20 protein-coding genes are annotated in these 24,199 nt (G+C 70.9%); 5 read left to right on the top strand and 15 right to left on the bottom strand.

Annotation, left to right across the window (positions count from 1 at the left end):
* Positions 1-36 precede the first annotated feature (36 nt).
* The 5 genes from V3C34_RS05360 to rarD all read left to right on the top strand — a co-directional run bounded on the left by V3C34_RS05360 (position 37) and on the right by rarD (position 7,132).
* Entirely contained in the window at positions 37-1,914 is a 1,878-nt protein-coding gene (locus V3C34_RS05360) for a 2-oxoacid:acceptor oxidoreductase subunit alpha (protein WP_068425607.1), read from the top strand.
* A complete protein-coding gene (locus V3C34_RS05355; RefSeq protein ID WP_068326251.1) occupies positions 1,911-3,014 on the top strand; it encodes a 2-oxoacid:ferredoxin oxidoreductase subunit beta in 1,104 nt (367 codons plus the stop codon). Before V3C34_RS05360 ends, V3C34_RS05355 begins: the two co-directional genes overlap by 4 nt.
* Before the next feature lie 338 nt (positions 3,015-3,352).
* Complete coding sequence (locus V3C34_RS05350; RefSeq protein ID WP_346008266.1) at positions 3,353-5,410, top strand: PhoX family phosphatase; 2,058 nt, start codon at positions 3,353-3,355, stop codon at positions 5,408-5,410.
* Positions 5,411-5,481: 71 nt separating this feature from the next.
* A complete protein-coding gene (locus V3C34_RS05345) occupies positions 5,482-6,162 on the top strand; it encodes a class F sortase (RefSeq protein WP_346008265.1) in 681 nt (226 codons plus the stop codon).
* 31 nt (positions 6,163-6,193) lie between these two features.
* Entirely contained in the window at positions 6,194-7,132 is a 939-nt protein-coding gene (gene rarD, locus V3C34_RS05340) for an EamA family transporter RarD (protein ID WP_068326275.1), read from the top strand.
* Positions 7,133-7,222: 90 nt separating this feature from the next.
* Here the strand turns inward: rarD and V3C34_RS05335 are convergent, their stop codons facing one another.
* The 15 genes from V3C34_RS05335 to V3C34_RS05265 are packed head-to-tail and all read right to left on the bottom strand — an operon-like array spanning position 7,223 to position 24,180.
* A complete protein-coding gene (locus tag V3C34_RS05335; RefSeq protein WP_068329087.1) occupies positions 7,223-8,227 on the bottom strand; it encodes a polyprenyl synthetase family protein in 1,005 nt (334 codons plus the stop codon).
* A gap of 5 nt (positions 8,228-8,232) precedes the next feature.
* Positions 8,233-9,798: an NADH-quinone oxidoreductase subunit NuoN gene (nuoN, locus tag V3C34_RS05330; protein WP_068326278.1), complete on the bottom strand. Its 1,566-nt coding sequence runs from the start codon at positions 9,796-9,798 to the stop codon at positions 8,233-8,235.
* Entirely contained in the window at positions 9,798-11,489 is a 1,692-nt protein-coding gene (locus V3C34_RS05325) for an NADH-quinone oxidoreductase subunit M (protein ID WP_346008264.1), read from the bottom strand. The genes nuoN and V3C34_RS05325 overlap by 1 nt, the downstream gene beginning before the upstream one ends.
* Complete coding sequence (nuoL, locus tag V3C34_RS05320; protein ID WP_068326283.1) at positions 11,489-13,372, bottom strand: NADH-quinone oxidoreductase subunit L; 1,884 nt, start codon at positions 13,370-13,372, stop codon at positions 11,489-11,491. The genes V3C34_RS05325 and nuoL overlap by 1 nt, the downstream gene beginning before the upstream one ends.
* A 9-nt stretch (positions 13,373-13,381) precedes the next feature.
* Positions 13,382-13,681, bottom strand: a complete 300-nt coding sequence (gene nuoK, locus V3C34_RS05315) for an NADH-quinone oxidoreductase subunit NuoK (RefSeq protein WP_068326286.1) — start codon at positions 13,679-13,681, stop codon at positions 13,382-13,384.
* On the bottom strand, positions 13,678-14,445 hold the full coding sequence (locus V3C34_RS05310; RefSeq protein ID WP_068326289.1) for an NADH-quinone oxidoreductase subunit J: 768 nt from the start codon (positions 14,443-14,445) through the stop codon (positions 13,678-13,680). Before V3C34_RS05310 ends, nuoK begins: the two co-directional genes overlap by 4 nt.
* Positions 14,442-15,083 (bottom strand): NADH-quinone oxidoreductase subunit NuoI, encoded by a 642-nt coding sequence (nuoI, locus tag V3C34_RS05305; protein ID WP_068326293.1) that lies wholly within the window; start codon positions 15,081-15,083, stop codon positions 14,442-14,444. Before nuoI ends, V3C34_RS05310 begins: the two co-directional genes overlap by 4 nt.
* Positions 15,076-16,482 carry an NADH-quinone oxidoreductase subunit NuoH gene (nuoH, locus tag V3C34_RS05300; RefSeq protein WP_068326297.1) on the bottom strand — a complete coding sequence of 469 codons (1,407 nt, stop codon included), beginning with the start codon at positions 16,480-16,482 and terminating at the stop codon, positions 15,076-15,078. The genes nuoI and nuoH overlap by 8 nt, the downstream gene beginning before the upstream one ends.
* A complete protein-coding gene (locus V3C34_RS05295; RefSeq protein WP_346008263.1) occupies positions 16,479-18,860 on the bottom strand; it encodes an NADH-quinone oxidoreductase subunit G in 2,382 nt (793 codons plus the stop codon). The genes nuoH and V3C34_RS05295 overlap by 4 nt, the downstream gene beginning before the upstream one ends.
* On the bottom strand, positions 18,857-20,170 hold the full coding sequence (nuoF, locus tag V3C34_RS05290; RefSeq protein WP_068425632.1) for an NADH-quinone oxidoreductase subunit NuoF: 1,314 nt from the start codon (positions 20,168-20,170) through the stop codon (positions 18,857-18,859). The genes V3C34_RS05295 and nuoF overlap by 4 nt, the downstream gene beginning before the upstream one ends.
* Positions 20,167-21,036 carry an NADH-quinone oxidoreductase subunit NuoE gene (gene nuoE / locus V3C34_RS05285; protein ID WP_068326305.1) on the bottom strand — a complete coding sequence of 290 codons (870 nt, stop codon included), beginning with the start codon at positions 21,034-21,036 and terminating at the stop codon, positions 20,167-20,169. The genes nuoF and nuoE overlap by 4 nt, the downstream gene beginning before the upstream one ends.
* Positions 21,033-22,385: an NADH-quinone oxidoreductase subunit D gene (locus V3C34_RS05280; RefSeq protein ID WP_068425635.1), complete on the bottom strand. Its 1,353-nt coding sequence runs from the start codon at positions 22,383-22,385 to the stop codon at positions 21,033-21,035. Before V3C34_RS05280 ends, nuoE begins: the two co-directional genes overlap by 4 nt.
* Positions 22,385-23,215, bottom strand: a complete 831-nt coding sequence (locus tag V3C34_RS05275; RefSeq protein ID WP_082807624.1) for an NADH-quinone oxidoreductase subunit C — start codon at positions 23,213-23,215, stop codon at positions 22,385-22,387. Before V3C34_RS05275 ends, V3C34_RS05280 begins: the two co-directional genes overlap by 1 nt.
* Complete coding sequence (locus V3C34_RS05270; protein ID WP_068326311.1) at positions 23,212-23,799, bottom strand: NuoB/complex I 20 kDa subunit family protein; 588 nt, start codon at positions 23,797-23,799, stop codon at positions 23,212-23,214. Before V3C34_RS05270 ends, V3C34_RS05275 begins: the two co-directional genes overlap by 4 nt.
* Positions 23,800-23,817: 18 nt before the next feature.
* Entirely contained in the window at positions 23,818-24,180 is a 363-nt protein-coding gene (locus V3C34_RS05265) for an NADH-quinone oxidoreductase subunit A (protein WP_068326314.1), read from the bottom strand.
* Between the last annotated feature and the right edge of the window lie 19 nt (positions 24,181-24,199).

Here is a 24,199-nt window from a genome sequence, read left to right as displayed (position 1 = left end):
ACACGACCGACCTGCATAGGGGCACGACCACCCACCATGAGCAGCACAGCGACGACCCAGGCCAAGGACCGCGTCATCATCCGCTTCGCCGGTGACTCGGGCGACGGGATGCAGCTGACGGGAGACCGGTTCACCGCGGACAGCGCGGCCCTGGGCAACGACCTGTCGACGCTGCCGAACTTCCCGGCCGAGATCCGTGCCCCCCAGGGGACGATCCCGGGGGTCAGCTCCTTCCAGCTGCACTTCGCGAGCTGGGACATCCTCACCCCGGGCGACGCCCCCGACGTGCTGGTCGCCATGAACCCGGCCGCGCTCAAGGCCAACCTCTCCGACGTCCCCCGCGGCGCGACGATCATCGTCAACACCGACGAGTTCTCCACCCGCAACCTCAAGAAGGTCGGCTGGAGCACCAGCCCGCTCGATGACGACACGCTCGAGTCGTGGCACGTGCACGCGCTGCCGCTCACCTCGATCACCGTCGAGGCGCTCGCCGAGTTCAGCTCGCTGACGCGCAAGGAGAAGGAGCGGGCGAAGAACATGTTCGCCCTCGGCCTGCTGTCGTGGATGTACTCCCGCCCGACGCAGGCCACCGAGGACTTCCTCGCGGGCAAGTTCGGCGCCAAGCCGGACATCCTCGCCGCCAACCTCGCCGCCCTGCGTGCCGGCTGGAACTACGGGGAGACGACCGAGGACTTCGCCGTCCCCTTCACCGTCGCCGCCGCCCCGACACCCCCCGGCACCTACCGCAACATCACCGGCAACGCCGCGCTGTCCCTCGGCCTCGTCGCCGGCGCCCACCGCGCGGGCCGCCCGCTCGTGCTCGGCTCCTACCCGATCACCCCGGCGAGCGACATCCTGCACGCCTTGTCGGCGTACAAGCGCCACGGCGTGACGACCCTGCAGGCCGAGGACGAGATCGCCGGCATCGGCATCGCGCTCGGCGCCTCCTTCGGCGGGTCCGTCGGCGTGACGACGACCTCCGGCCCCGGCGTCGCCCTGAAGTCCGAGACGATCGGCCTGGCCGTGAGCCTGGAGCTGCCGCTCGTCATCGTCGACGTGCAGCGCGGCGGTCCGAGCACCGGCCTGCCGACCAAGACCGAGCAGTCCGACCTGCTCCAGGCGATGTTCGGCCGCAACGGCGAGTCGCCGGTGCCGATCATCGCGCCGCAGACCTCCGCCGACTGCTTCGACGCGGCCCTGGAGGCCGTGCGCATCGCGACGGTCTACCGCACGCCGGTCTTCCTCCTGTCCGACGGCTACCTCGCCAACGGCTCCGAGCCCTGGCAGGTCCCCTCCGTCGACTCGCTGCCCTCCTTCCCCGTCGAGCTGGCCACCGAGCCCAACGGCGAGGACGCCAAGGGCAACCCCGTCTTCCACCCCTACGTCCGGGACGAGGAGACCCTCGCCCGCCCGTGGGCGGTGCCGGGCACCCCCGGGCTGGAGCACCGCATCGGTGGCATCGAGAAGGACTCGGTCACGGGCAACATCTCCTACGACCCGGACAACCACGACCTCATGGTCCGCACGCGCGCTGAAAAGGTCGCCAAGGTTGCCGATGGGATCGGCGACCTCGTCGTCGACGACCCGAGCGGCGACGCCAGGGTCCTCGTCCTCGGCTGGGGCTCGACCTACGGCCCCAACCTCGCCGCGGTGCGCCGCCTGCGGGCGGCCGGCCAGTCCGTCGCCCACGCGCACCTGCGCCACCTCAACCCCTTCCCGGCGAACACCGGTGAGGTCCTGCGTGCCTACGACCGCGTCATCGTCCCCGAGATGAACCTCGGGCAGCTGGCGATGCTGCTGCGCGCGAAGTACCTCGTCGACGTCCGCTCCCACACCTCGGTCCGCGGCCTGCCCTTCAAGGTCGCCGACCTGGCCGAGGTCATCGACGCAGCCCTCCAGGAGGTTTCGGCATGAGCATCGATCTCGGCATCCCCACGGTCGCGTCCGGCACCGAGGGTGTCCCCACGCTGCCCGACGGCGAGAAGCAGACCCGCAAGGACTTCGCCTCCGACCAGGAGGTCCGCTGGTGCCCCGGCTGCGGTGACTACGCGATCCTCGCGGCGGTCCAGGGCTTCCTGCCCGAGCTCGGCCTGCGCAGGGAGAACATCACCTTCGTCTCCGGCATCGGCTGCTCCTCACGCTTCCCGTACTACCTCGACACCTACGGCATGCACTCGATCCACGGCCGCGCGCCGGCGATCGCGACCGGGCTGGCGACCAGCCGCCCGGACCTGTCGGTGTGGGTCGTCACGGGTGACGGCGACGCCCTGTCCATCGGCGGCAACCACCTGATCCACGCGATGCGACGCAACGTCAACATGACGATCCTGCTCTTCAACAACCGCATCTACGGCCTGACCAAGGGGCAGTACTCCCCGACGTCGCAGCCCGGCCTGGTCACCAAGTCCTCGCCGATGGGCAGCGTCGACGCCCCCTTCAACCCGATCTCGCTCGCGCTGGGCGCCGAGGGCACCTTCGTCGCGCGGACCATGGACTCCGACCGCAAGCACCTCACCGAGGTGCTCAAGGCGGCTGCCGCGCACCGTGGGACCTCGATCGTCGAGATCTACCAGAACTGCCCGATCTTCAACGACGGCGCCTTCGAGCTCATCAAGGACGTCGAGCAGCAGAAGGCCCGTCTGGTCCACCTGCGCGACGGTGAGCCGGTGGCCATCGGCGAGGACGGCGAGCGCGAGCTGCTCGTGCGCGGCGAGGGCGGCTCGGTGCGCTTCGTCGCCGAGGCCGAGGTCACGGAGCAGGGCCTCGCCGACCACGTGGTCGTCCACGACGTCACGCTGACCGACCCCAGCCAGGCCTTCTCCATCAGCCGCCTGGACTCCGAGTCGATGACCCACGTGCCGATGGGCATCTTCCGCGCGGTCTCCCGACCGACCTACGACGACCAGACCCGCGCCCAGGTCGAGTCCGCGGTCGAGCTCGCCGGTGGCCCCGCCACCGACGACGACCTGCAGGCCCTGCTCGACGGCAAGGACACCTGGACCGTCGAGGGCTGACCCGGCACTCCCCCTTCGACCCCGGTACGACGAGCGGGCCCTCTGCATTCCCCTAGGGCAATGCAGAGGGCCCGCTCGTCGCTCCTCGGAGGGTCACGGGTCGAGGTCGACGACGGCGAAGGGGGCGGACCTCCCCTTCGTCACCCGGTGCCGGGTCTCGGCGGTGCTCACCCCGCCACGTGACCCGCGGGTCACCGAGCGGGGACCAGCGTTCGACTGCCCGTCACCTGCTCGTCATGTCGATGCCGCCCGGCGGGTCCCCGGCCTCCCTAGGTTGCGGAGGTCCGCGCACCACCCCTGCCCGCGAGGCGGTCAGGGCCCCAGGAGGAGAGAGCACCATGACCCCACCCCGCAACGACCGCACGATGCTGCCGCTCGCCGGCGGGCACCGCGACGGCGGCCGCTCGGCCGCCACGTGCACCTGGAAGTGCGGGGACGCCTGCAGCCAGCCGGTCCCCAACTCCACGGACAACGCGTACTTCGGCGACGTCGTCGCCGCGTCGCGCCGCTCCGTCCTCAAGGCCGGCGGCGCCACCGCGGCCGTCGCGGGCCTGACGACCGTCGCCGCGACCTCGTTCGCCCAGCCCGCCGCTGCCGCCACCGCCGCCCCGACCGGCAAGAAGGCGCCCTTCGGCTTCGAGCCGATCGACGCGGTCCCCGCGGGTGTCGACGAGGTCGTCGTCCCGGAGGGCTTCCAGTGGGCCCCGATCATCGCGTGGGGTGACCCCATCCTCAAGGGCGCCCCGGCGTTCGACTTCGACCACCAGACCGCCGCCGCCCAGGCCGGCCAGATGGGCTACAACTGCGACTACGTCGGGGTCCTGCGCCACGGCAGCGCCAACCGGGCCGTCCTCGTCGTCAACAACGAGTACACCAACAACGAGCTGATGTTCGCCGGCTACACCAGCGCCGACGCACTCACCGACGACCAGGTCGGCATCACCCTCAACGCCCACGGCATGACGGTCGTCGAGATCACCCGCAAGAACCCCAACAGCAAGTGGACGTACACCCAGGGCGCTCCGCTCAACCGCCGCATCACGGCCCAGACGCCGTTCACCTTCGCCGGCCCCGTCCGCGGCCACGACCTCGTCAAGACCTCGGCCGACCCCGCCGGCACGACGCCGCTGGGCACCTTCGGCAACTGCGCCGGGGGCACGACGCCGTGGGGCACCGTCCTGTCCGGCGAGGAGAACTTCAACTTCTACTTCACCCAGCCGGCCGCCCCGAGCGACGACCGCGCCGGTCGCGCCGCCGCCCGCTACGGCCTCGCCAGCGGCAACCGGGCCCAGCACGACTGGGACCGGCTCGACCCGCGTTTCGACCTCACCCGCGAGCCCAACGAGGCCAACCGCCACGGCTGGATCGTCGAGGTCGACCCTTTCGACGCGTCGAGCACCCCGCGCAAGCTGACCGCGCTGGGCCGCTTCAAGCACGAGGGCGCCAATGTCACGGTCGCGGGTGACGGCCGCGTCGTCGTCTACATGGGTGACGACGAGCGCTTCGACTACATGTACAAGTTCGTCTCCTCGAGGACCTACGTCGAGGGCGATGCTGCGGGCAACCACGCCCTCCTGGACGAGGGTGACCTCTACGTCGCCAAGTTCAACGGCAACGGCTCGGTCGACGGGATCCACGACGGCGACGGGGAGTGGCTGCCGCTCGTCGTCGACGGCCGGTCCGCCGTCGACGGGTTCACCCTCGAGGAGGTCCTCGTCCACACCCGCCTGGCGGCCGACGCGGTCAGCCCGACCAAGATGGACCGCCCCGAGGACGTCGAGGTCAACCCCGTCAACGGCCGCGTCTACGCCGCGCTCACCAACAACTCCAGGCGCGCCCCCGCGCAGGTCGACGAGGTGAACCCCCGGGCCAACAACAAGCACGGCCAGGTCCTCGAGATCACGCCCCGGGGTGGCGACCACACCGTGGCCGGCTTCGACTGGAAGCTCGTCCTCGTCTGCGGTGACCCGAGCGACCCGCAGACGTACTTCAACGGCTACGACAAGTCCGAGGTCAGCGCCATCTCGTGCCCGGACAACGTGGCCTTCGACGGCGAGGGCAACCTGTGGATCGCGACCGACGGCAACGCCCTCGGCAGCTGCGACGGCATGTACCTCATGCCGCTCGAGGGCGAGCACAAGGGGCACCTGCAGCAGTTCCTCTCCGTCCCCGCCTTCTCCGAGTGCTGCGGCCCGCTCATCGAGTGGGACGAGCGGGTCGTCTTCGCCGCGGTCCAGCACCCGGGCGAGGACGACGGCGCCTCGACGACCAACGTCAAGAGCACCTTCCCCTACCGGGGCAACACCCAGCCGCGCCCCGCGGTCATCATGATCTGGCCGCAGAGCCCCTCCGCGGGCAAGGGCAAGGGCAAGGCCGCCCGGTCCACGAAGGCCTGATCCGACGCACCACCGGGTGGGCCGTCCGCGACTGTCGCGGGCGGCCCACCGCGCATGACAAGGTGAACCACATGACCCTCCCGCGCCGCCCGGGGCGCAGCGCGGCAGCCGCCGCCCTCACGCTCGCGCTCGCCGCCTGCGGCGGCGCCGGTGAGGGCACGGCGAGGCCCGGGACCTCCCCTTCGTCCGGGGGCAGCTCGTCCGCGACCGTCGCGCCCGACCCGAGCGTGCGGGTGACGCAGGGCGAGGACGCCCCGCAGTCGGCCGCCGAGGCACGTGCGGGCACCCGGGCCGCGGACGCCGAGACCGCCGCGACCTCCCTGAGCATCCCCGCGGTCGGCCTCTCCACGCGGATCGAGCCCCAGGGCCTGCGCGGCGGCAAGGTCAACCCCTCCCCCGGCGAGGTCATCTGGTTCACCGGGTACGACCGCGTGCAGCCCGGCGCGAAGGGCACGACGGTCATCGCCGGTCACGTGATCTCCTCGGGCCGGCCCGACGCCTTCGCCGCCCTCGAGCAGCTGGCGAAGGGCGACGGCGTCGTCCTCGGCTACCCCGGCGGCGTGCGGCTGCGCTTCGAGGTCACGTCCACGAGGATCGTCGACAAGGAGGCGCTGACGACGAGCGAGGACGTGTGGGGCACGAACCCCGACACCCGGCGCATCGTCCTGATCACCTGCGACGACCAGCTGGGCTTCCGCGAGGACGGGCACCGCAGGGCCAACTTCGTCGCGGTCGCCGAGATCCCCGCCTGACCGCACGCCGGGCCGGGGGTAGCCTCGCCGGGTGACCCCTCAACGCGACGCCCGCGGCGTCCTCGCGGCGTGGCTCGCCTATGGCATCTGGGGCGCCTTCCCGCTGTACTTCCACGCCCTGCTGCCCGCCGGTGCCAGCGAGATCCTCGCCCACCGGATCCTGTGGACCTTCGTGCTGTGCCTCGTCGTCCTGGTGCTGCGGCACGAGCTCGTCGCGCTCGCGCGGCAGCTGCGGGGACGCCTCGCCCTGGGCGTCGGGATCGCCGCCTACCTCATCGGCATCAACTGGTTCGTCTACGTCTACGCGGTCGGCATCGGCCGCACCAACGAGGCGGCGCTCGGCTACTTCCTCAACCCGATCGTCACCGTCGGTCTCGGCGTGCTCGTGCTGCGCGAGCACCTGCGCCCGCTCCAGTGGGTCGCGGTCGGCATCGGCGCGGTGGCCGCGCTCTACCTCACCCTCGCCGGTGGTGGCCTGCCGTGGATCTCGCTCGCGCTGGCGCTCTCCTTCGGCGGCTACGGCCTGACCAAGAAGCGCCTGGGCGCCACCCTGCCGGCGCTGCACTCGCTCTCCGCCGAGACGATCTTCCTGCTGCCTCCGGCCGTCGGGCTCGTGTGGTGGTTGACGGCGACCGGCGAGGGGACCTTCACCGTCGACGCGCCCTGGCACCCGCTGCTGCTCGTCTCGGCCGGGATCGTGACGGCGGTCCCGCTCCTGCTCTTCGCCGAGGCCGCCCGGCGCATCCCGCTCGTGACGATCGGCCTGATCCAGTTCATCACCCCGGTGCTGCAGCTCATCACGAGCGTCACCGTGCTCGACGAGCACCTCGCCCCGGAGCGTTGGGTCGGCTTCGCGATCGTCTGGGTCGCGCTCGCCTGCCTGACGGTCGACTCGCTGCGCACCGCGCACCGACGGCGTCGCCCGGCGCCGGACGAGTGCGAGTCCCTGGAGCCCGTCGAGCCGCTCTGACCCCGCATTCCCCTAGGGCAATGCACGGCCAGGTGCGCATTCCCCTAGGGCAATGCAGGGTCGGGCGAGGGCGAAGGGGGTGGACCGCGCCTAACCGACGCGGTGGACGACGCCCTCCATGAGCGCGATGAGCGCAGCCTTGGCATCGGAGTCGGGCAGCGGGGCGAGGGACTCGACGGCCTGCCGGCCGACGGCGAGGGTCTCCTCGCGGGCGTCGGCCATCGCCCGGTGCGGCCGCAGGAGCTCCAGGGCGCGCTCGAGCCGCTCGGGCTCGCGCAGGTCGGAGGTCAGCAGCTCGCGCAGCTCGGCGTCGGCCGGGTCCTCGGAGGCGAGGGCGTTGAGGACCGGCAGGGTCCGCTTGCCCTCGCGCAGGTCCGTCCCGGGCGTCTTGCCGGTCTCCCCCGACTCGCTCGAGATGTCGATGAGGTCGTCGGCGAGCTGGAAGGCCATGCCGAGCCGCTCCCCGTACTCGGTGACCAGCTCGACGACCTCGGGCGTGCAGCCGCTGTACATCGCGCCGTAGCGCGCGGCGGTGGCCACGAGGACGCCGGTCTTGTCCGCCAGGACTCCCCGGTAGTACTCCCGGGCGTCCTGCCCCGGCGGGCAGGGACGGTCGTCGCGGATCTGCCCGGAGCACAGCCGGATGAAGGTCCGCGCCTGGATCCTCACTGCGTCGGCGCCCAGGTCGGCGATGATGTCCGAGGCGGTGCCGAAGAGCAGGTCGCCGACGAGGATCGCGGTCGAGTTGTCGTACAGCGCGTTGGCGCTCGGCGCCCCGCGTCGCAGGTCCGCCTCGTCCATGACGTCGTCGTGGTACAGGCTCGCGAGGTGGGTCAGCTCCACCCCCGCCGCGGCGGCGACGACCCGGTCGTTGATGCCCTCGCCGAGCTCCGCGACGAGCATCGTGAGCATCGGCCGGAAGCGCTTGCCGCCCGCCCGCGCCAGGTGGAGGTTGGCCTCGGTGATGAAGTCGTCCTCGTTGCGGGTGCGCTCGACGATCAGGGCCTCCACCTGCTCCAGCCCAACACCCAGACGTGCGGTCAGGTCGTCACTGGCCCCGGGCAGGGCGAGGACAGGCGGGGTCGGGCTGCTCACGGAGGTCACCTCGGGATGAAGACGCTGGACTGCTCGGCCAGCTCGAGGAGCGGCCCGGGGAAGATCCCGAGCACGATCGTAACGACCACCCCGACGCCGATGACCACGAGGGACAACGTGGCGGGCGCGGCGGCGGTCACGTCACCGCTCGGCTCCGTGAAGAACATCAGGACGATGAGCCGGATGTAGACGAAGGCAGTGATCGCCGACATGAGCACCGCGATCACCACGAGCACGACCCCGGCCAGGCCACCGTGCTCGATCGCCGGGAGGAAGGCCGCGACCTTGGCGGTGAAGCCGGAGGTCAGCGGGATCCCGGCGAAGGCGAGCATGAAGAGGGCGAAGGCCCCGGCGAGGTAGGGGTGGTTGCGGCCCAGCCCGGCCCACTGCGACAGGTGCGTGGCCTCGGCCTCGCGCTCCCGGACGAGGTTGACGACGGCGAAGGCCGCGATCGTCGTGATGCCGTAGGTGACGACGTAGAAGAGCACACCCTCGACGGCCGAGCGGTCGAAGCTGATCAGCGCGACGATGATGAACCCCGCGTGCGCGATCGAGCTGTAGGCCAGCAGCCGCTTGATGTCGGTCTGGGTCACCGACAGCACCGAGCCGACGACCATGGTCAGGGCGGCGATGACGATGACGCCCGTGCGCCACTCCCAGCGGGTGGTCTCCAGGGCGACGTACACCAGGCGGAGCAGCGCGCCGAAGGCAGCCGCCTTGGTGCACGCGGCCATGAAGCCCGTGACCGGGGTCGGAGCCCCCTGGTAGACGTCCGGGGTCCACGAGTGGAAGGGCACGGCGCCGACCTTGAAGAGCAGCCCGACGAGCACCATGACGACACCCGGGAGCAGCAGCCCCTCGAACTCGCCGGTCGAGGTGGTCGCGGCCTGCGCGATCGCCGCGAGGTCGATCGAGCCCGCGTAGCCGTAGAGGAGGGCCGCGCCGAAGAGGAAGAAGCCCGAGGAGAAGGCTCCGAGCAGGAAGTACTTGAGCGCCGCCTCCTGGGAGAGCAGCCGACGGCGACGGGCCAGGCCCGACATGAGGTACAGGGGAAGGGAGAGCAGCTCCAGGGCGACGAACATCGTCAGCAGGTCGTTGGACGCCGGGAAGAGGAGCATGCCGGCCAGCGCGAACAGCGCGAGCGGGAAGACCTCGGTCGTCGACCACCCCTTGCGGGCGGCCTGCGCCTCGAGGCTCGACCCCGGGCTGGCCGCACCCATGGGCGTGAAGGCATCGGCGGTGTCGCCGCCGAGCCGGTCGGCCATGACGAGCAGGCCCAGCAGGCCGAGGACGAGCAGGGTGCCCTGCATGAAGCGGGTCGGCCCGTCGACGGCGACGGTCCCGCCGACGGTGACGCCCATCTCGTCACCGGTCATGAGGAGCAGCGCCGCGAACGACAGCAGGATCGTCAGCACCGCCACCCCGACCTGCGTCAGGTGCCGCACGGACCGCGGCGCGAAGGCCTCGACGAGCACCCCGACGAAACCCCCGACGAGGAGGATGATCATCGGCGAGAGGGCCCAGTAGCTGATCTCGACGGCCTCGAAGGCCGTGGGGACGGGCAGGGTCATCAGTGGTCACTCCCGGAGGTCGAGCCGTCGGTGGGGCCGGCCGGAACGGACGGGACCGTGTCGGTGATGCCGACGATCTGGAGGGTCCGCTCGACCGCCGGGTCGAGGGTGTCCAGGACGGGCTTGGGGAAGAACCCGAGCACGACGAGGGCCACGACGAGCGGGGCGACGACGGCCTTCTCCCGCCAGTCGAGGTCGCGCACGGCGACGGCGAGCCGACCCGGGGGCCGGCCCTCGTCGAGGTCGGCCCGGACGTACGGCAGGTCGCCGGCCGGGGACCCGACGGTCGTGGACCCGGTGGTCCGCTGCGCCACGGCCCCGACGGGCTCCGGCTGGAGCTCGGGCTCGCCCACGACGGGAGGTGGGCCGGTGAAGATCCGCTTGTACATGAGCAGGATGTAGAGGGCTGCGAGCACCACGCCCCAGACGGCGAAGGCGGTGGCGACCGGGTAGCGCGGCCACGACCCGGCGATGACGAGGAACTCCGAGACGAAGGTCGACAGGCCGGGCAGCGACAGCGTCGCGAGCCCCGCGACGAGGAAGGAACCGGCGAGCACCGGGGTGACCCGCTGCCAGCCGCCGTAGTCCTCGATGCGCTGGCTGCCGCGCCGGGCGATCAGCATGCCGGCGAGGAGGAAGAGGCCAGCCGTCGCGAAGCCGTGGTTGACCATGTAGAAGTTGGCCCCGACCTGGGAGACGGACGTGAAGGCGAAGATGCCCAGGACGATGAAGCCGAAGTGGCTGACCGACGTGAAGGCGATGAGGCGCATCATGTCCGCCTGGCCGATGGCCAGGATCGCGCCGTAGAGGATCGAGAAGACGGCGAGCGTCACCACGACCGGGGTCGCCCACTGGCTGGCCTCCGGGAAGAGCTGGAGGCAGAAGCGGATCATCCCGTAGGTGCCGACCTTGTCGAGCACGCCGACGAGCAGCGTCGCGACGGCGGGCTTCGAGGCGGCCGCGGCGTCCGGCAGCCAGGTGTGGACCGGCCACATCGGGGCCTTGACCGCGAAGGCGATGAAGAAGGCGACGAAGAGCCAGCGCTCGGTGGCGCCGCCGATGCCCAGGCCGGTGAGGCTCTCGACCAGGAAGCCGTCGGGACCCCCGGGCCCCTGGATGTAGAGCGCGATGACACCGACGAGCATGATCAGCCCGCCCGCGAGGGAGAAGAGGAGGAACTTCATCGCGGCGGCCTGGCGGTGCGCGCCCCCGTACATCCCGATGAGGAAGTACACCGGGACGAGCATGGCCTCGAAGAAGACGTAGAAGAGGAAGACGTCGGTCGCCGAGAAGACGCCGATCATGAAGGGCAGCAGCGACAGCAGCAGCGCGAAGTACCCCTTGTGCCGGGCGCCTCCCTCGGGCACGTCGTCCCACGCGGCCAGGATGCACACGGGCACGAGCACGAGCGCCATGAGGATGAGCGCGAGCGAGATGCCGTCGACGCCCAGCGCGTAGCTGACGCCGAACTGCGGGATCCACTCGTGCTGCTCGACCATCTGGAACTGCGCGGTGCTCCCGCGCGTGAAGCTCGTCGCGGCAGCGACGATGCCCAGCAGGAGGGTGAGCAGCGATGTCCCGAGGGCGATCGGGCGAGCCAGCGCCGCGCTGCTCGCAGGGAGCACGGCCACGACAGCGGCGCCGGTGAGCGGCACCACCATGAGCAGGCTGAGCCAGGGCAGGTCGTTCATCAGTTCATCACCCACATGGCAGCGAGGAAGACGACGACGCCGGAGAGCATCGTCAGGGCGTAGGAGCGGGCATAGCCGTTCTGCGAGCGGCGCAACCACGCGGAGCTGCGCTGGACCGACCGGGAGAGCCCGCCGACACCGGCCCCGTCGACGCCGTCGGCGTCCACGGAGACCAGGCCGCGGGTCAGGCCGATGCCGGGCCACTGCAGGAGCACCTCGTTCGCCTCGTCCTGGTAGAGGTCACGACGGGCTGCGCGCGTGAGGGCGCTGCCCTCGGGAGCGACCTGCGGGACCTCACCTCGGCCGTAGACCAGCCAGGCCCACACGGCGCCGACGGCGACGACGAGCAGCGTGCCCGCCATGATGACCGGGACCGGCAGGACGGGCTCGTGGTGCTCCACGTGGCCGAGGACCGGCTCGAGCCAGGTCGAGATCGGGGCGACGGTCGCGAGGACCAGACCGAGGAAGGCCGAGCCGACGGCGAGGACCATCATCGGGATGGTCATCGTCAGCGGCGACTCGTGCGGGTGCACGTCATCGGTCCAGCGGCGCTTGCCGTGGAAGGTCATGAAGAACAGCCGCGACATGTAGAAGGCCGTGATGCCGGCGCCGATGAGGGCGGTGAGACCGAAGACCCACGGGCGCCAGCCCTCGCCGACGAAGGCGGCCTCGATGATCTTGTCCTTGCTCCAGAAGCCGGCGAAGGGGGGCACCCCGAGGATCGCGAGCCAGCCCAGGCCGAAGGTCACCCAGGTGATCTTCATCAGCCTCGAGAGGCCACCGAAGCGACGCATGTCGACCTGGTCGTCCATCCCGTGCATGACCGAGCCGGCACCGAGGAACATCCCGGCCTTGAAGAAGCCGTGGGTCACGAGGTGGAAGATCGCGAAGGCGTAGCCGACCGGGCCGAGCCCGGCCGCGAGCATCATGTAGCCGATCTGGCTCATCGTCGAGGCGGCCAGCGCCTTCTTCATGTCGTCCTTGGCGCAACCGACGATCGCCCCGTAGACGAGGGTGATCGCGCCGACGACGACGACCGCGAGCTGCGCGTTCGGGGCCGCGTCGAAGATGTGGTGGCTGCGCACGACGAGGTAGACGCCGGCGGTGACCATCGTCGCGGCGTGGATGAGCGCCGAGACCGGGGTCGGTCCGGCCATGGCGTCCCCGAGCCAGGACTGCAGGGGGAACTGCGCGGACTTGCCGCAGGCGCCGAGCAGGAGCAGCAGGCCGATCGCCGTGAGCGTGCCCTCGCCCGCGGCGCCGACGGCGCCGTCGACGGCCGCGTAGTCCACGGTGCCGAAGGTCGCGAACATGATCGACATCGCGAGGATCAGCCCGACGTCACCGATGCGGTTGGCGACGAAGGCCTTGTTGGCGGCGGTCGCATAGGCCGGGTTGTGGTTCCAGAACCCGATGAGCAGCCACGAGGCCAGGCCGACGCCCTCCCAGCCGACGAAGAGCAGCAGGTAGGAGTCGGCGAGGACGAGCAGGAGCATCGACGCCACGAAGAGGTTCAGGTAGGCGAAGAAGCGCCGCTTGTCCGGGTCGTGCTCCATGTACCCGAGCGAGTACACGTGGATGAGCGAGCCGACGAAGGTGACGAGCAGGACGAAGGCCATCGACAGCGGGTCGACGAGCAGCCCGGCCGTGACGTCGATCGAGCCGGCGGGCACCCAGTCGTACAGCTCGACCCTGGAGGCCCGCTCCCCCGCGTCCGAGGCGAGCATCGACACGAAGATCGCGGCACCGACGAGGAAGGAGCCCCACGACAGGGCAGTCGCGAGCAGGGGGCCGAAGGAGTCGGTGAGCCGGCCGCCGACGAGCAGCAGCACGGCGCCGAGCAGCGGCAGGGCGACGAGGAGCCAGGCGAGTTCGGTGATCAAGATGACCCCTTAGAGCTTCAGCAGGTTGGCGTCGTCGACGGAGGCCGACCGGCGGGCACGGAAGACGGCCATGATGATGGCCAGCCCGACGACGACCTCGGCGGCGGCGACGACCATGACGAACATGGCGATCACCTGGCCCTCGAGCGACCCGTGCATCCGGGCGAAGGTCACGAAGGCGAGCGAGGCGGCGTTGAGCATGAGCTCCACCCCCATGAAGACGACGATCGCGTTGCGGCGCAGGAGCACGGTCGACCCACCGATCGCGAAGAGGATCGTCGCGAGGTAGATGTAGTTCATCGGGCTCACCGGCGCTCACCCCCTTCGGTCGTGGAGTCGGTGTCCTCGAGCTCGCGGTACCGGGTCGGCGTGGTGACCTGGTCCCGGGCGACGAGCACGCGGTTGAGCGAGAGGTCGGAGGTGCTGCCGTCGGGCAGCAGGGCCGGGGTGTCGACCGCGTTGTGGCGCGCGTAGACACCGGGCACGGGGAGGCCGGCGAGGTGGCGTCCCTCGCGGAAGCGGCGCTCCATCCACTCCTTCTGCGTCGGCTTGGCGATGATCCGCTCGCGGTGGGCGAAGACCATGGCGCCGAGCGCGGCGACCGTCAGCAGACCGGCGGTGACTTCGAAGAGCCAGACGTACCTGCCGAAGACGAGGTAGGCGATGCCCTCGACGTTGCCCGGGTCGGTGTTGACCTCAGCCAGGCTCGGGTCCCCGTCCCAGGCGACCCGGCCGATGGCGGCGAAGAGCACGAGCAGCGCGACGACGGAGACGAGGGCGGTCAGCAGGCGCTGGCCCTTGAGCGTCTCGACGAGCGAGTCGGCGGCGTCGACGCCGACGAGCATGACGACGAAGAGGAAGAGCATCATCACGGCGCCCGTGTACACGAAGATGTGCACGACACCGAGGAAGGGCGCCTCCTGCAGGAGGTAGAAGACGCCGAGGACGATCATCGTCGTCACCATGCCGATGGCCGCGTGCACCGCCTTGCGGGCGAAGAGCAGCGCGAGCGCCCCGGGGACGGCGATGCAGCTGAGGATCCAGAAGACGACTGCCTCACCGGTGCCGGTCATCGGGCCTCCCCCGTCTCGTCGGTGCCCACGGACGCGGCGGCGTCCTGCTCGGCACGGGCGGCAGCGTGCTGCTCGACCCAGGTGCGCTGCTCGGGCGTGGCGGTGGCGACCTTGCCCTGGTAGTAGTCGCGCTCCTCCATGCCCTCGACCATCGGGTGCGGCGCGGGGAGCATGCCCTCCTGCAGCGGGGCGAGCAGCTGCTCCTTGGTGAAGATCAGGTCGGCGCGGTTGTTGTCGGCGAGCTCGTACTCGTTGGTCATCGTGAGCGCCCGGGTCGGGCAGGCCTCGATGCAGAGCCCGCAGAAGATGCAGCGCAGGTAGTTGATCTGGTAGATGTGCCCGTACCGCTCGCCGGGGCTGAAGCGCAGCCCCCGCTCGTCGTCGTTGTCGCCGCCCTGGACGAGGATCGCGTCCGCGGGGCAGGCCCAGGCGCACAGCTCGCAACCGACGCACTTCTCCAGCCCGTCCGGGTGACGGTTGAGCTGGTGGCGCCCGTGGAACCGCGGCTGGGTGGGCCACTTGACCTCGGGGTACTCCTGGGTGGCGACCTTGCGGAACATCGTCGCGAAGGTCACCCCGAATCCGGCGACAGGGGCGAAGAGGTCCGAGAAGAACCCTCCCTGGGACTCGTCAGCCACGGTGCTCCTCCTGGGGGCTGGACGGGGCGGTGGGCGCGGGCGCGTCGGCGATCGCCGTGCCGCCACGGGACGGCTCGACGAGGCGCTGACCGGGCATCGGTGGCACGGGGTAGCCCTCGGCCCACGGGTCGATCTCCTCGGGCACGACGGCCGCCTCCTCCTGGGCGCGGGTGCGGGCCTCGACCTTGGTCTCCCAGATCCACGTCGAGCCGAGGACGAGGACCGCGAGGACGGCGACGATGATCAGCGAGGAGATCGGGAACTCACGTCCGAGCAGGCCGACCGTGCCGTCCCCGAAGAAGCCGGCGTCGGCGCCGCGGATGAAGGCCACCGCGATGACCCAGGCGACGGTCACCGGGATGAGGAACTTCCAGCCGAAGCGCATGAACTGGTCGTAGCGCGTGCGCGGGAGCGTGCCGCGCAGCCAGACGAAGAAGAACATGAAGAGCCAGAGCTTGACGGTGAACCACAGCAGACCCCACCAGCCGGTGTTGAGCATGCCGTCGCCGATGGCGGCGATGCCGGGAGGCGCCTGCCAGCCGCCGAGGAAGAGCGTCGTGGCCAGGGCCGAGACGGTGAACATGTTGATGTACTCGCCGAGGAAGAACATCGCGAAGCGCATGCCCGAGTACTCGGTGAAGTAGCCACCGACGATCTCGCCCTCGCCCTCGGCGAGGTCGAAGGGCAGCCGGTTGGTCTCGCCGACCATGGTGATCACGTAGATCACGAAGGAGACGCAGGCCGGGACGATGTACCAGAGGTCGCTCTGGGCGGCGACGATCTCGCTCGTGCTCATCGAGCCCGAGTACATGAAGACCGCGACGAGCGCCAGGCCCATGGCGATCTCGTAGGAGATCAGCTGGGCCGTGGCGCGCAGGCCGCCGAGGAGCGGGTAGGTCGAGCCGGCCGACCAGCCGCCGAGCACGATGCCGTAGGCCGCGACACCCGCGACCGCGAGGACGAGCAGCGCGGCGACCGGCAGGTCGGTCAGCTGCAGGGGCGTGTGGTGGCCGAACATCCAGACCATGCCGCCGAGCGGCATGATCGAGAAGGCGACGAAGGCCATCGACGCGAAGATCACCGGCGCGATGGTGAAGATGAACGCGTCGGCGGCCTTGGGCCGCACGTCCTCCTTGAGCATCGACTTCATGCCGTCGGCGAGCGTCTGCAGCAGGCCGAAGGGGCCGTTGCGGTTGGGGCCGGGACGCTGCTGCATCCGACCGATGATGCGGCGCTCGAACCAGATGACGAGCAGCACCGAGACGAGCAGGTAGACGAAGAGCAGGAGCGCCTTGACCACCGACAGCCACAGCGGGGTGTCGCTGAAGTCCGCCGCCACCGGCTTGTCCGCCGCGGCGGACAGCGCGCCCAGCCCGGCGAGCGTGGAGAACCCGGTCATGCCGCACCACCCTTGGTCACGGAGACGATCGCTCCGGCTCGGCCGGAGAGGCTGCGCAGGTCACAGCTCTCCGAGTTGGTCGGCAGCCACACGACGTGGTCGACCATGTCGTGGACGAGCACCGGCACGGTGACCCGCACGTCGTCGGCGCTCACGGTGACGAGGTCGCCCTCGGCGACCCCGAGGCCCTGCGCGGTGACCGGCGAGACGAGGGCCCGCGGCGCCCGGGCGGTCCCGGCCAGGAAGGGCTCGCCGTCCTGCAGGGTGCCCTTGTCGAGCATGAGCCGCCAGGTGGCGAGCACGAGCTCGCCGGTCCCCGGCTGCGGCACCGGCGCACGGCGCACCCGCGGCGGGTAGCCCTGGGCGCGGGGTGCACTCGTGGACTCCAGGGAGCGGCGGGCCTCGGCGACGGTGCGGGTGCCGAGGAACTCGCCCATCTCGTCGGCCAGCATGTGCAGCACCCGGTGGTCGGGCAGCGCGGTCGTGTCGAGCGAGGCCTCGAAGGGACGCACGCGCCCCTCCCAGTTGACGAAGGCACCCGCGCGCTCCGCGTGCGGGGCGACCGGCAGCACGACGTCGGCGTGCTCGGTGACGCTGCTCGGCCGGATCTCGAGGGAGACGACGAAGGCGCGCTCGAAGGCCTGGGCGGCCAGCGGCTCGGCGAGGTCGTGGGCGTCGACGCCGCCGACGACGAGTCCGCCGAGCGTGCCGTCGGCCGCGGCCCGGACGATGCCAGCCGTGTCGAGGCCCTGCTCGCCGGGGAGGCAGCCGGCCTCGATGGCTCCGCGCTCGCCCGCGCGGCGCGGGACCCAGGCGATCTCGGCGCCGGTGGCGTCGGCCAGCTCGGCGACCGCGGCCAAGGCGCCGGGGACGGTCGCCATGCGCTCGCCGACGAGGATGAAGGCACCCTCGCCGCGCAGCGCGGCGTGGGCCGTGGCGATCGGGTCGCCCTCGGCGCCGGGGGCGCTCGCGCCGGCCAGCGCGGTGAGGACCTCGGTCTCGGTCCCCGGGGCGGAGGGGATGAGCGTGCCGCCCAGCTTGTCGAGACCGCGGGTGGCCAGGGGCGCGATCGCGTGGATCGAGGTCTTGGCCTTGCGGTAGGCCTTGCGCAGCCGCAGGAAGAGGATCGGGCTCTCCTCCTCCGGCTCGAGGCCGACGAGGAGCACGGACCCGGCCCGGCCGAGCCGTTCGTAGGTGACGCCGCCACTGGTGGGCGTCGTCCCCGCCACGTGTCGCAGGAGGAAGTCGCGCTCCTCCGCGGAGTGCGGGCGGGCGCGGTGGTCGATGTTGTCGGTCGCCAGGACCGAGCGGGCGAAGGTCGCGTAGGCGTGGGCGTCCTCGACGCTCACGCGGCCACCCACGAGGACGCCGTGGCCCTGCGCGGCGCGCAGGCCGGCCGCGGCGGTGGCGAGGGCCTCCTGCCACGAGACGACGCGCAGCACGCCCCCTTCGTCGCGGACCATCGGCAGCTCGAAGCGGTCACCCAGGTTGGCGTAGGCGAAGGCCCAGCGCCCCTTGTCGCAGTTCCACTCCTCGTTGACCTGCGGGTCGTTGCCGGCCATGCGCCGCAGGACCGTGCCCCGGCGGTGGTCGGTGCGAAGGGAGCAGCCGTCGGCGCAGTGCTCGCAGACGTCGGGGGTGGAGACGAGGTCGAAGGGACGCGACCGGAAGCGGTAGGCCGCCCCGGTGAGCGCCCCGACCGGGCAGATCTGGACGGTGTTGCCCGAGAAGTAGGACTCGAAGGGCTGCTCCTCGTAGATCCCGACCTGCTGCAGCGCCCCGCGCTCGACGAGCGCGATGAACGGGTCGCCGGCGACCTGGTCGGAGAAGCGGGTGCAGCGGGCGCACAGGACGCAGCGCTCGCGGTCGAGGAGGACCTGCGAGGAGATGTTGATCGGCTTGGGGTAGGTGCGCTTGACGTCCTCGAAGCGCGAGGTGGCCCGGCCGTTGCTCATCGACTGGTTCTGCAGCGGGCACTCGCCACCCTTGTCGCAGACGGGGCAGTCGAGCGGGTGGTTGATCAGGAGCATCTCCATCACGCCCTGCTGCGCCTTGTCGGCCACGGCCGAGGTGTGCTGGGTGCGCACCTGCATGCCCTCGCTCACCGTCATGGTGCAGCTCGCCTGGGGCTTGGGCATCGCCTTGACGTTGCCCTCGCGGTCCGGCGTCGCGACCTCGACGAGGCACTGCCGGCAGGCGCCGACCGGCTCGAGGAGCGGGTGGTCGCAGAAGCGCGGGATCTCGATCCCCGCCTCCTCCGCGGCGCGGATGACGAGGGTGTCCTTGGGCACCGAGACGGCGATGCCGTCGATGCTGAGGTTGATCAATTCGGGCCGGGCCTCGGCCACGGTCTGGTCCTGGTCGCTCGTGGCGGTCATGCGGATACCTGCTCCTTGGCGAAGAGCGTCGAGGCGGCGGGCGGGAAGAGCTCCGCGGCCGGCGTGTGGCAGCCCGCCTCGAACTCCTCCCGGAAGTACTTGACGGCGGAGGTGATCGGGCTCGTGGCACCGTCACCGAGGGCGCAGAAGGAACGGCCGAGGATGTTGTCGCAGATGTCGACGAGCTTGTCGATGTCCTCGGGGGTGCCCTTGCCGTGCTCGATGCGCTCGAGGATCTGGGCCAGCCACCACGTGCCCTCGCGGCACGGGGTGCACTTGCCGCAGGACTCGTGCTTGTAGAAGTCGGTCCAGCGGCTCACGGCGCGCACGACCGAGACGGTGTCGTCGAAGATCTGCAGCGCGCGCGTGCCGAGCATCGAGCCGTGGGCCGCGACGGACTCGAAGTCCAGGGGGACGTCGAGGTGCTGGTCGGTGAAGATCGGCGTCGACGAGCCACCGGGCGTCCAGAACTTCAGCGGGTGGCCCGGGTCGCGCATGCCGCCGGCCATGTCGATGAGCTCGCGCAGCGTGATGCCGAGCGGCGCCTCGTACTGGCCGGGGTGCTTCACGTGGCCGGACAGGGAGAAGATGCCGAAGCCCTGCGACTTCTCGGTCCCCATGTCGGAGAACCACTCGGCGCCCTTGCGCACGATGAGTGGCACGGAGGCGATCGACTCGACGTTGTTGACGACCGTCGGGCGGGCGTACAGGCCGGCGACGGCGGGGAAGGGGGGCTTGAGCCGCGGCTGGCCCCGTCGCCCCTCGAGGGAGTCCAGGAGGGCGGTCTCCTCGCCGCAGATGTAGGCGCCGGCACCCGCGTGCACGGTGACGTCGAGGTCGAAGCCGGTGCCCAGGACGTCCTTGCCGAGGTAGCCCGCCGCGTAGGCCTCCTCGACCGCGCGCATGAGGCGGCGGTAGACGTGCACGACCTCGCCGCGCAGGTAGATGAAGGCGTGGTTGCAGCCGATGGCGAAGGAGGTGATCGCGACGCCCTCGACGAGGAAGTGCGGGGCCGCCATGAGCAGCGGGATGTCCTTGCAGGTGCCCGGCTCGGACTCGTCGGCGTTGACGACGAGGTAGCGGGGGCCGCCGTCCGGCGGGGGCAGGAAGCCCCACTTCATGCCGGTCGGGAAGCCGGCGCCGCCGCGGCCGCGCAGGCCGGAGTCCTTCATCGACTGGACGAGGTCCGTCGGGTCCGTCTGCAGCGCCTGCCGGAGGGCGGCGTACCCGTCGTTGTCCTCGTAGGTCCCGAGGGTCCAGGACTGCGGGTGGTCCCAGAACTTCGTGAGGATCGGCGTCAGCGTCGTCACTTGTCGTCCTCCTTGGCCTGCTCCTGCGCGTCCTGGCCACCGGGACGCTCGTCGGGCTCGTTGACCGGGGTGTCGACGGAGCCCTGCTCGCCGACGGCGATGCCGTCGAGGGAGGCGCCGGCGGCGTCCGGGCTCGTGGCGACCGCGTCGTCACCGGGGGCGGTCCACCCTTCGCGCCTGGCCAGCTCCACCCCGCGCAGGGACGCGGGCCCGGCGCCGACGCCCTCGTCGGCCAGGCCGTCGGGGAAGCCGGCGAGGACGCGGGAGACCTGGGTGAAGGTGCACACCCGGCTCGGTCCGCGGGTCGGCGCCACCGGGACGCCGGAGCGCAGGTCGTCGACGAGCCGCACGGTCGACTCGGGCGTCTGGTTGTCGAAGAACTCCCAGTTGGTCATGACGACCGGGGCGTAGTCGCACGCGGCATTGCACTCGATGCGCTCGAGGGTGATCTTGCCGTCCTCGGTCGTCTCGTCGTGGCCGATGCCGAGGTGCTCGCTCACCGTGTCCCAGATCTGGTCGCCGCCCATGACGGCGCACAGCGTGTTGGTGCAGACACCGACGGTGTAGTCGCCGTTGGGGTGGCGCTTGTACTGGGTGTAGAAGGTCGCGACCCCCGAGACCTCGGCCGTCGTCAGGCCGAGGGTGGTCGCGCAGAAGTCGATGCCACGACCCGTGACGTACCCGTCCTCGCTCTGCACGAGGTGCAGCAGCGGCAGCAGCGCCGAGCGCGGCTGCGGGTAGCGGGCGATGACCTGCTCGGCCTCGACGGAGAGCCGCTCGAGCACGTCGGCGGGGTACGGCTCCTTGCTCTCCGAGGGCACGTGCAGGTGCCCCGAGGCGGTCTGCTCACCGAATCCTGAGCTCATCGGTCGACTCCTCCCATCACCGGGTCGATGGAGGCGACGGCGACGATGACGTCGGCGAGGTTGCCCCCTTCGCACATGGCCGCGACGGCCTGCAGGTTGTTGAAGCTAGGGTCCCGGAAGTGGGCCCGGTAGGGGCGGGTGCCGCCGTCGGCGACGACGTGGCAGCCGAGCTCCCCCTTCGGCGACTCGACCGCGACGTAGGCCTGGCCCGGCGGGACGCGGAAGCCCTCCGTCACCAGCTTGAAGTGGTGGATCAGCGACTCCATCGAGGTGCCCATGATCTCGCGGATGTGGTCGAGGCTGTTGCCCATGCCGTCGCCGCCCACGGCCAGCTGCGCCGGCCAGGCGATCCGCTTGTCGGCGACCATGACGGGGCCGGGGTTGCGCTGCAGCTCGTCGGTCACCTGCTCGACGATCCGCAGGCTCTCGCGCATCTCGTCCAGGCGGATGCAGAGGCGGTCGTACGCGTCGGCGCCGGTGCGGGTGACGACGTCGAAGTCGTACTTCTCGTAGCCGCAGTACGGGCTGAGCTTGCGCAGGTCGTGCGGGAGCCCTGTGGAGCGCAGGACGGGGCCGGTGATGCCCAGGGCGGTGCAGCCCGTGAGCGAGAGGACACCGACGTCCTTGGTGCGACCCTTGAGGATCGGGTTCTCGAGGAGCAGCTTCTCCAGCTCGCCGATGCCCCGGCGCACCTGCGGGACGGTCTCGCGGATCTTGTCGATCGCGCCGTGCGGCAGGTCGGAGGCCACGCCGCCGGGGCGGACGTAGGCGTTGTTCATCCGCAGGCCGGTGATGTTCTCGATGACCGAGAGGATCCGCTCCCGCTCGCGGAAGCCGATCGTCATGATCGTCGTCGCGCCCATCTCCATGCCGCCGGTGCCCAGGCAGATGAGGTGGCTCGAGATGCGGGTGAGCTCCATCATCAGCACGCGGATCGCGCTGGCCCGCTCGGGGATGTCGGCGGTGATGCCCAGGACCTTCTCGATCGCCAGGCAGTACGCGGTCTCCTGGAACATCGGGGTCAGGTAGTCCATCCGGGTGCAGAAGGTGACCCCCTGCGTCCAGGTGCGGAACTCCATGTTCTTCTCGATGCCGGTGTGCAGGTAGCCGATGCCCGCGCGGGCCTCGGTGACCGTCTCGCCGTCGAGCTCGAGGATCAGGCGGAGCACGCCGTGGGTCGAGGGGTGCTGCGGACCCATGTTGAGGACGATGCGCTCCTCGGGGTTCATCCCGAGCTCGCCCATCTCCTGGTCCCAGTCACCCCCCTGGACGTTGACGACGTGGCCCTCGGCGAGGTCGTCGGCACCCGGGGTCGAGTGCACCCCCGCACTGTGCGTGTACGTGGCCATCAGCTGTACGACCTCCGCTCGTCGGGCGGCGGGACGGTGCCGCCCTTGTACTCCACCGGGATGCCACCCAGCGGGTAGTCCTTGCGCTGCGGGTGCCCGGCCCAGTCGTCGGGCATGAGGATGCGGGTGAGCGCGGGGTGCCCGTCGAAGACGACGCCGAACATGTCCCACGTCTCCCGCTCGTGCCAGTCGGCCGCCGGGTAGGTGGCGACGACGCTCGGGACGTGCGGGTCGGCGTCGGGTGCGGTGACCTCGACGCGCAGCCGGCGGCCGCCGTGCGTGATCGACAGCAGGTGGTAGGCGACGTGCAGCTCGGCGCCCTCGTCGTGAGGGAAGTGCACGCCGGAGACCGACATGCACATCTCGAAGCGCAGGTCGGGCCGGTCACGCAGCGCGCGCATGACGACCGGCAGGTCGTCGCGGTGCACGTGCAGGGTCAGCTCGTCGGCGTGGACGACGACCCGCTCGAGCAGGTCACCACCCGTCGCGTCGGCGAGACGGTCGACGACCTCGTCGTACCAGCCGCCGTAGGGGCGCTGGGCGGCGCCGGGGAAGGCGATCGTGCGCTTCAGGCCGCCGTAGCCAGAGGTGTCCTGGCCCTCGCGGGCGCCGAACATGCCCCGGCGCTCGTCCCGGACGACGGGTGCGCGCTCGGGCGGGACCTCCCCTTCGCCCTCGGGCCGGACGTTGGTGTACTCGACCGGACGGTTGCCGCCGACGAGACCCGAGGTGTCGGGGAAGCCCTTGTTGGCCGTGCCGCCGAGGCCCGGACCCGTGGGGTGGACGCCGTCGGGCGCCGGCGTGCCGACGTCCTTCTTCTCGTCGCTCATGCCAGGAGGTTCCTTCCGAGCAGGCCCTCGTGGTCGTGCGTCGGGGGCTGCAGCTCCGTCGGGGTGGCGCCGAGCGCCGCCTGCTCCGCGGCACGGGCCGCGGCGACCCGGTTGACGCCCAGCGGCGTGCTCTGGATCTGCTCGTGGAGGGTGATGATCGCGTTGAGCAGCATCTCCGGTCGCGGCGGGCAGCCGGGCAGGTAGATGTCGACCGGGATGATGTGGTCGACGCCCTGGACGATCGCGTAGTTGTTGAACATGCCGCCGGAGCTGGCGCACACGCCCATCGAGATGACCCACTTGGGGTTGGCCATCTGGTCGTAGACCTGGCGCACGACCGGGGCCATCTTGTTGCTCACCCGGCCGGCGACGATCATCAGGTCGGCCTGGCGCGGCGTCGCCGCGAAGCGCTCCATGCCGAAGCGCGCCAGGTCGTAGTGCGGCGTGCCGACGGCCATCATCTCGATGGCGCAGCAGGCCAGGCCGAAGGTGGCCGGCCAGATCGAGGCCTTGCGCATGTAGCCGGCAAGGTGCTCGACCGTCGTGAGGGCGATGCCCGCGGGCAGCTTCTCCTCGAGTCCCATGTCTTGTCTCCGTCCTCGTCAGTCCCACTCGAACCCACCGCGACGCCACACGTAGGCGTCGGCGATGAAGAACGCGTTGAACAGGAAAAGCACCACGGCACCGAGGGTGAAGGCCCCGAGCTCGTCGAACGCGACAGCGAAGGGGTAGAGGAAGAGCGCCTCGATGTCGAAGATGATGAAGAGCATCGCGGTCAGGTAGTACTTCACCGGGAAGCGACCACCCTCGGATGCCTGCGGCGTCGGCTGGATGCCGCACTCGTAGGCCTGGGCCTTCGCCGCGTTGTAGCGGGCCGGGCCCACGACCAGGCTCGTGCCCACCGAGACGATGGCGAAGCCGAGCCCCAGCAGGAACAGGATGAGCAGCGGGATGTACGGGTTCATCGCTGCGCCTCGCTTTCTG

It is taken from the genome of Janibacter terrae, from assembly GCF_039636765.1.
Classification (GTDB): domain Bacteria; phylum Actinomycetota; class Actinomycetes; order Actinomycetales; family Dermatophilaceae; genus Janibacter; species Janibacter terrae.
The sequence above is the reverse complement of the archived record's forward strand: the minus strand, read 5'-3'. Positions and strand labels throughout refer to the sequence as shown.

What these genes read in the sequence shown, in the direction of transcription:
- V3C34_RS05360 (WP_068425607.1), top strand. Translation starts at nt 37, where the DNA reads ATGAGCAGCACAGCGACGACCCAGGCCAAGGACCGCGTCATCATCCGC.
- V3C34_RS05355 (WP_068326251.1), top strand. Translation starts at nt 1,911, where the DNA reads ATGAGCATCGATCTCGGCATCCCCACGGTCGCGTCCGGCACCGAGGGT.
- V3C34_RS05350 (WP_346008266.1), top strand. Translation starts at nt 3,353, where the DNA reads ATGACCCCACCCCGCAACGACCGCACGATGCTGCCGCTCGCCGGCGGG.
- V3C34_RS05345 (WP_346008265.1), top strand. Translation starts at nt 5,482, where the DNA reads ATGACCCTCCCGCGCCGCCCGGGGCGCAGCGCGGCAGCCGCCGCCCTC.
- nuoN (WP_068326278.1), bottom strand. Translation starts at nt 9,798, where the DNA reads ATGACCCTGCCCGTCCCCACGGCCTTCGAGGCCGTCGAGATCAGCTAC.
- V3C34_RS05325 (WP_346008264.1), bottom strand. Translation starts at nt 11,489, where the DNA reads ATGAACGACCTGCCCTGGCTCAGCCTGCTCATGGTGGTGCCGCTCACC.
- V3C34_RS05310 (WP_068326289.1), bottom strand. Translation starts at nt 14,445, where the DNA reads ATGACCGGCACCGGTGAGGCAGTCGTCTTCTGGATCCTCAGCTGCATC.
- nuoH (WP_068326297.1), bottom strand. Translation starts at nt 16,482, where the DNA reads ATGACCGGGTTCTCCACGCTCGCCGGGCTGGGCGCGCTGTCCGCCGCG.
- V3C34_RS05295 (WP_346008263.1), bottom strand. Translation starts at nt 18,860, where the DNA reads ATGACCGCCACGAGCGACCAGGACCAGACCGTGGCCGAGGCCCGGCCC.
- nuoE (WP_068326305.1), bottom strand. Translation starts at nt 21,036, where the DNA reads ATGAGCTCAGGATTCGGTGAGCAGACCGCCTCGGGGCACCTGCACGTG.
- V3C34_RS05280 (WP_068425635.1), bottom strand. Translation starts at nt 22,385, where the DNA reads ATGGCCACGTACACGCACAGTGCGGGGGTGCACTCGACCCCGGGTGCC.
- V3C34_RS05275 (WP_082807624.1), bottom strand. Translation starts at nt 23,215, where the DNA reads ATGAGCGACGAGAAGAAGGACGTCGGCACGCCGGCGCCCGACGGCGTC.
- V3C34_RS05270 (WP_068326311.1), bottom strand. Translation starts at nt 23,799, where the DNA reads ATGGGACTCGAGGAGAAGCTGCCCGCGGGCATCGCCCTCACGACGGTC.
- V3C34_RS05265 (WP_068326314.1), bottom strand. Translation starts at nt 24,180, where the DNA reads ATGAACCCGTACATCCCGCTGCTCATCCTGTTCCTGCTGGGGCTCGGC.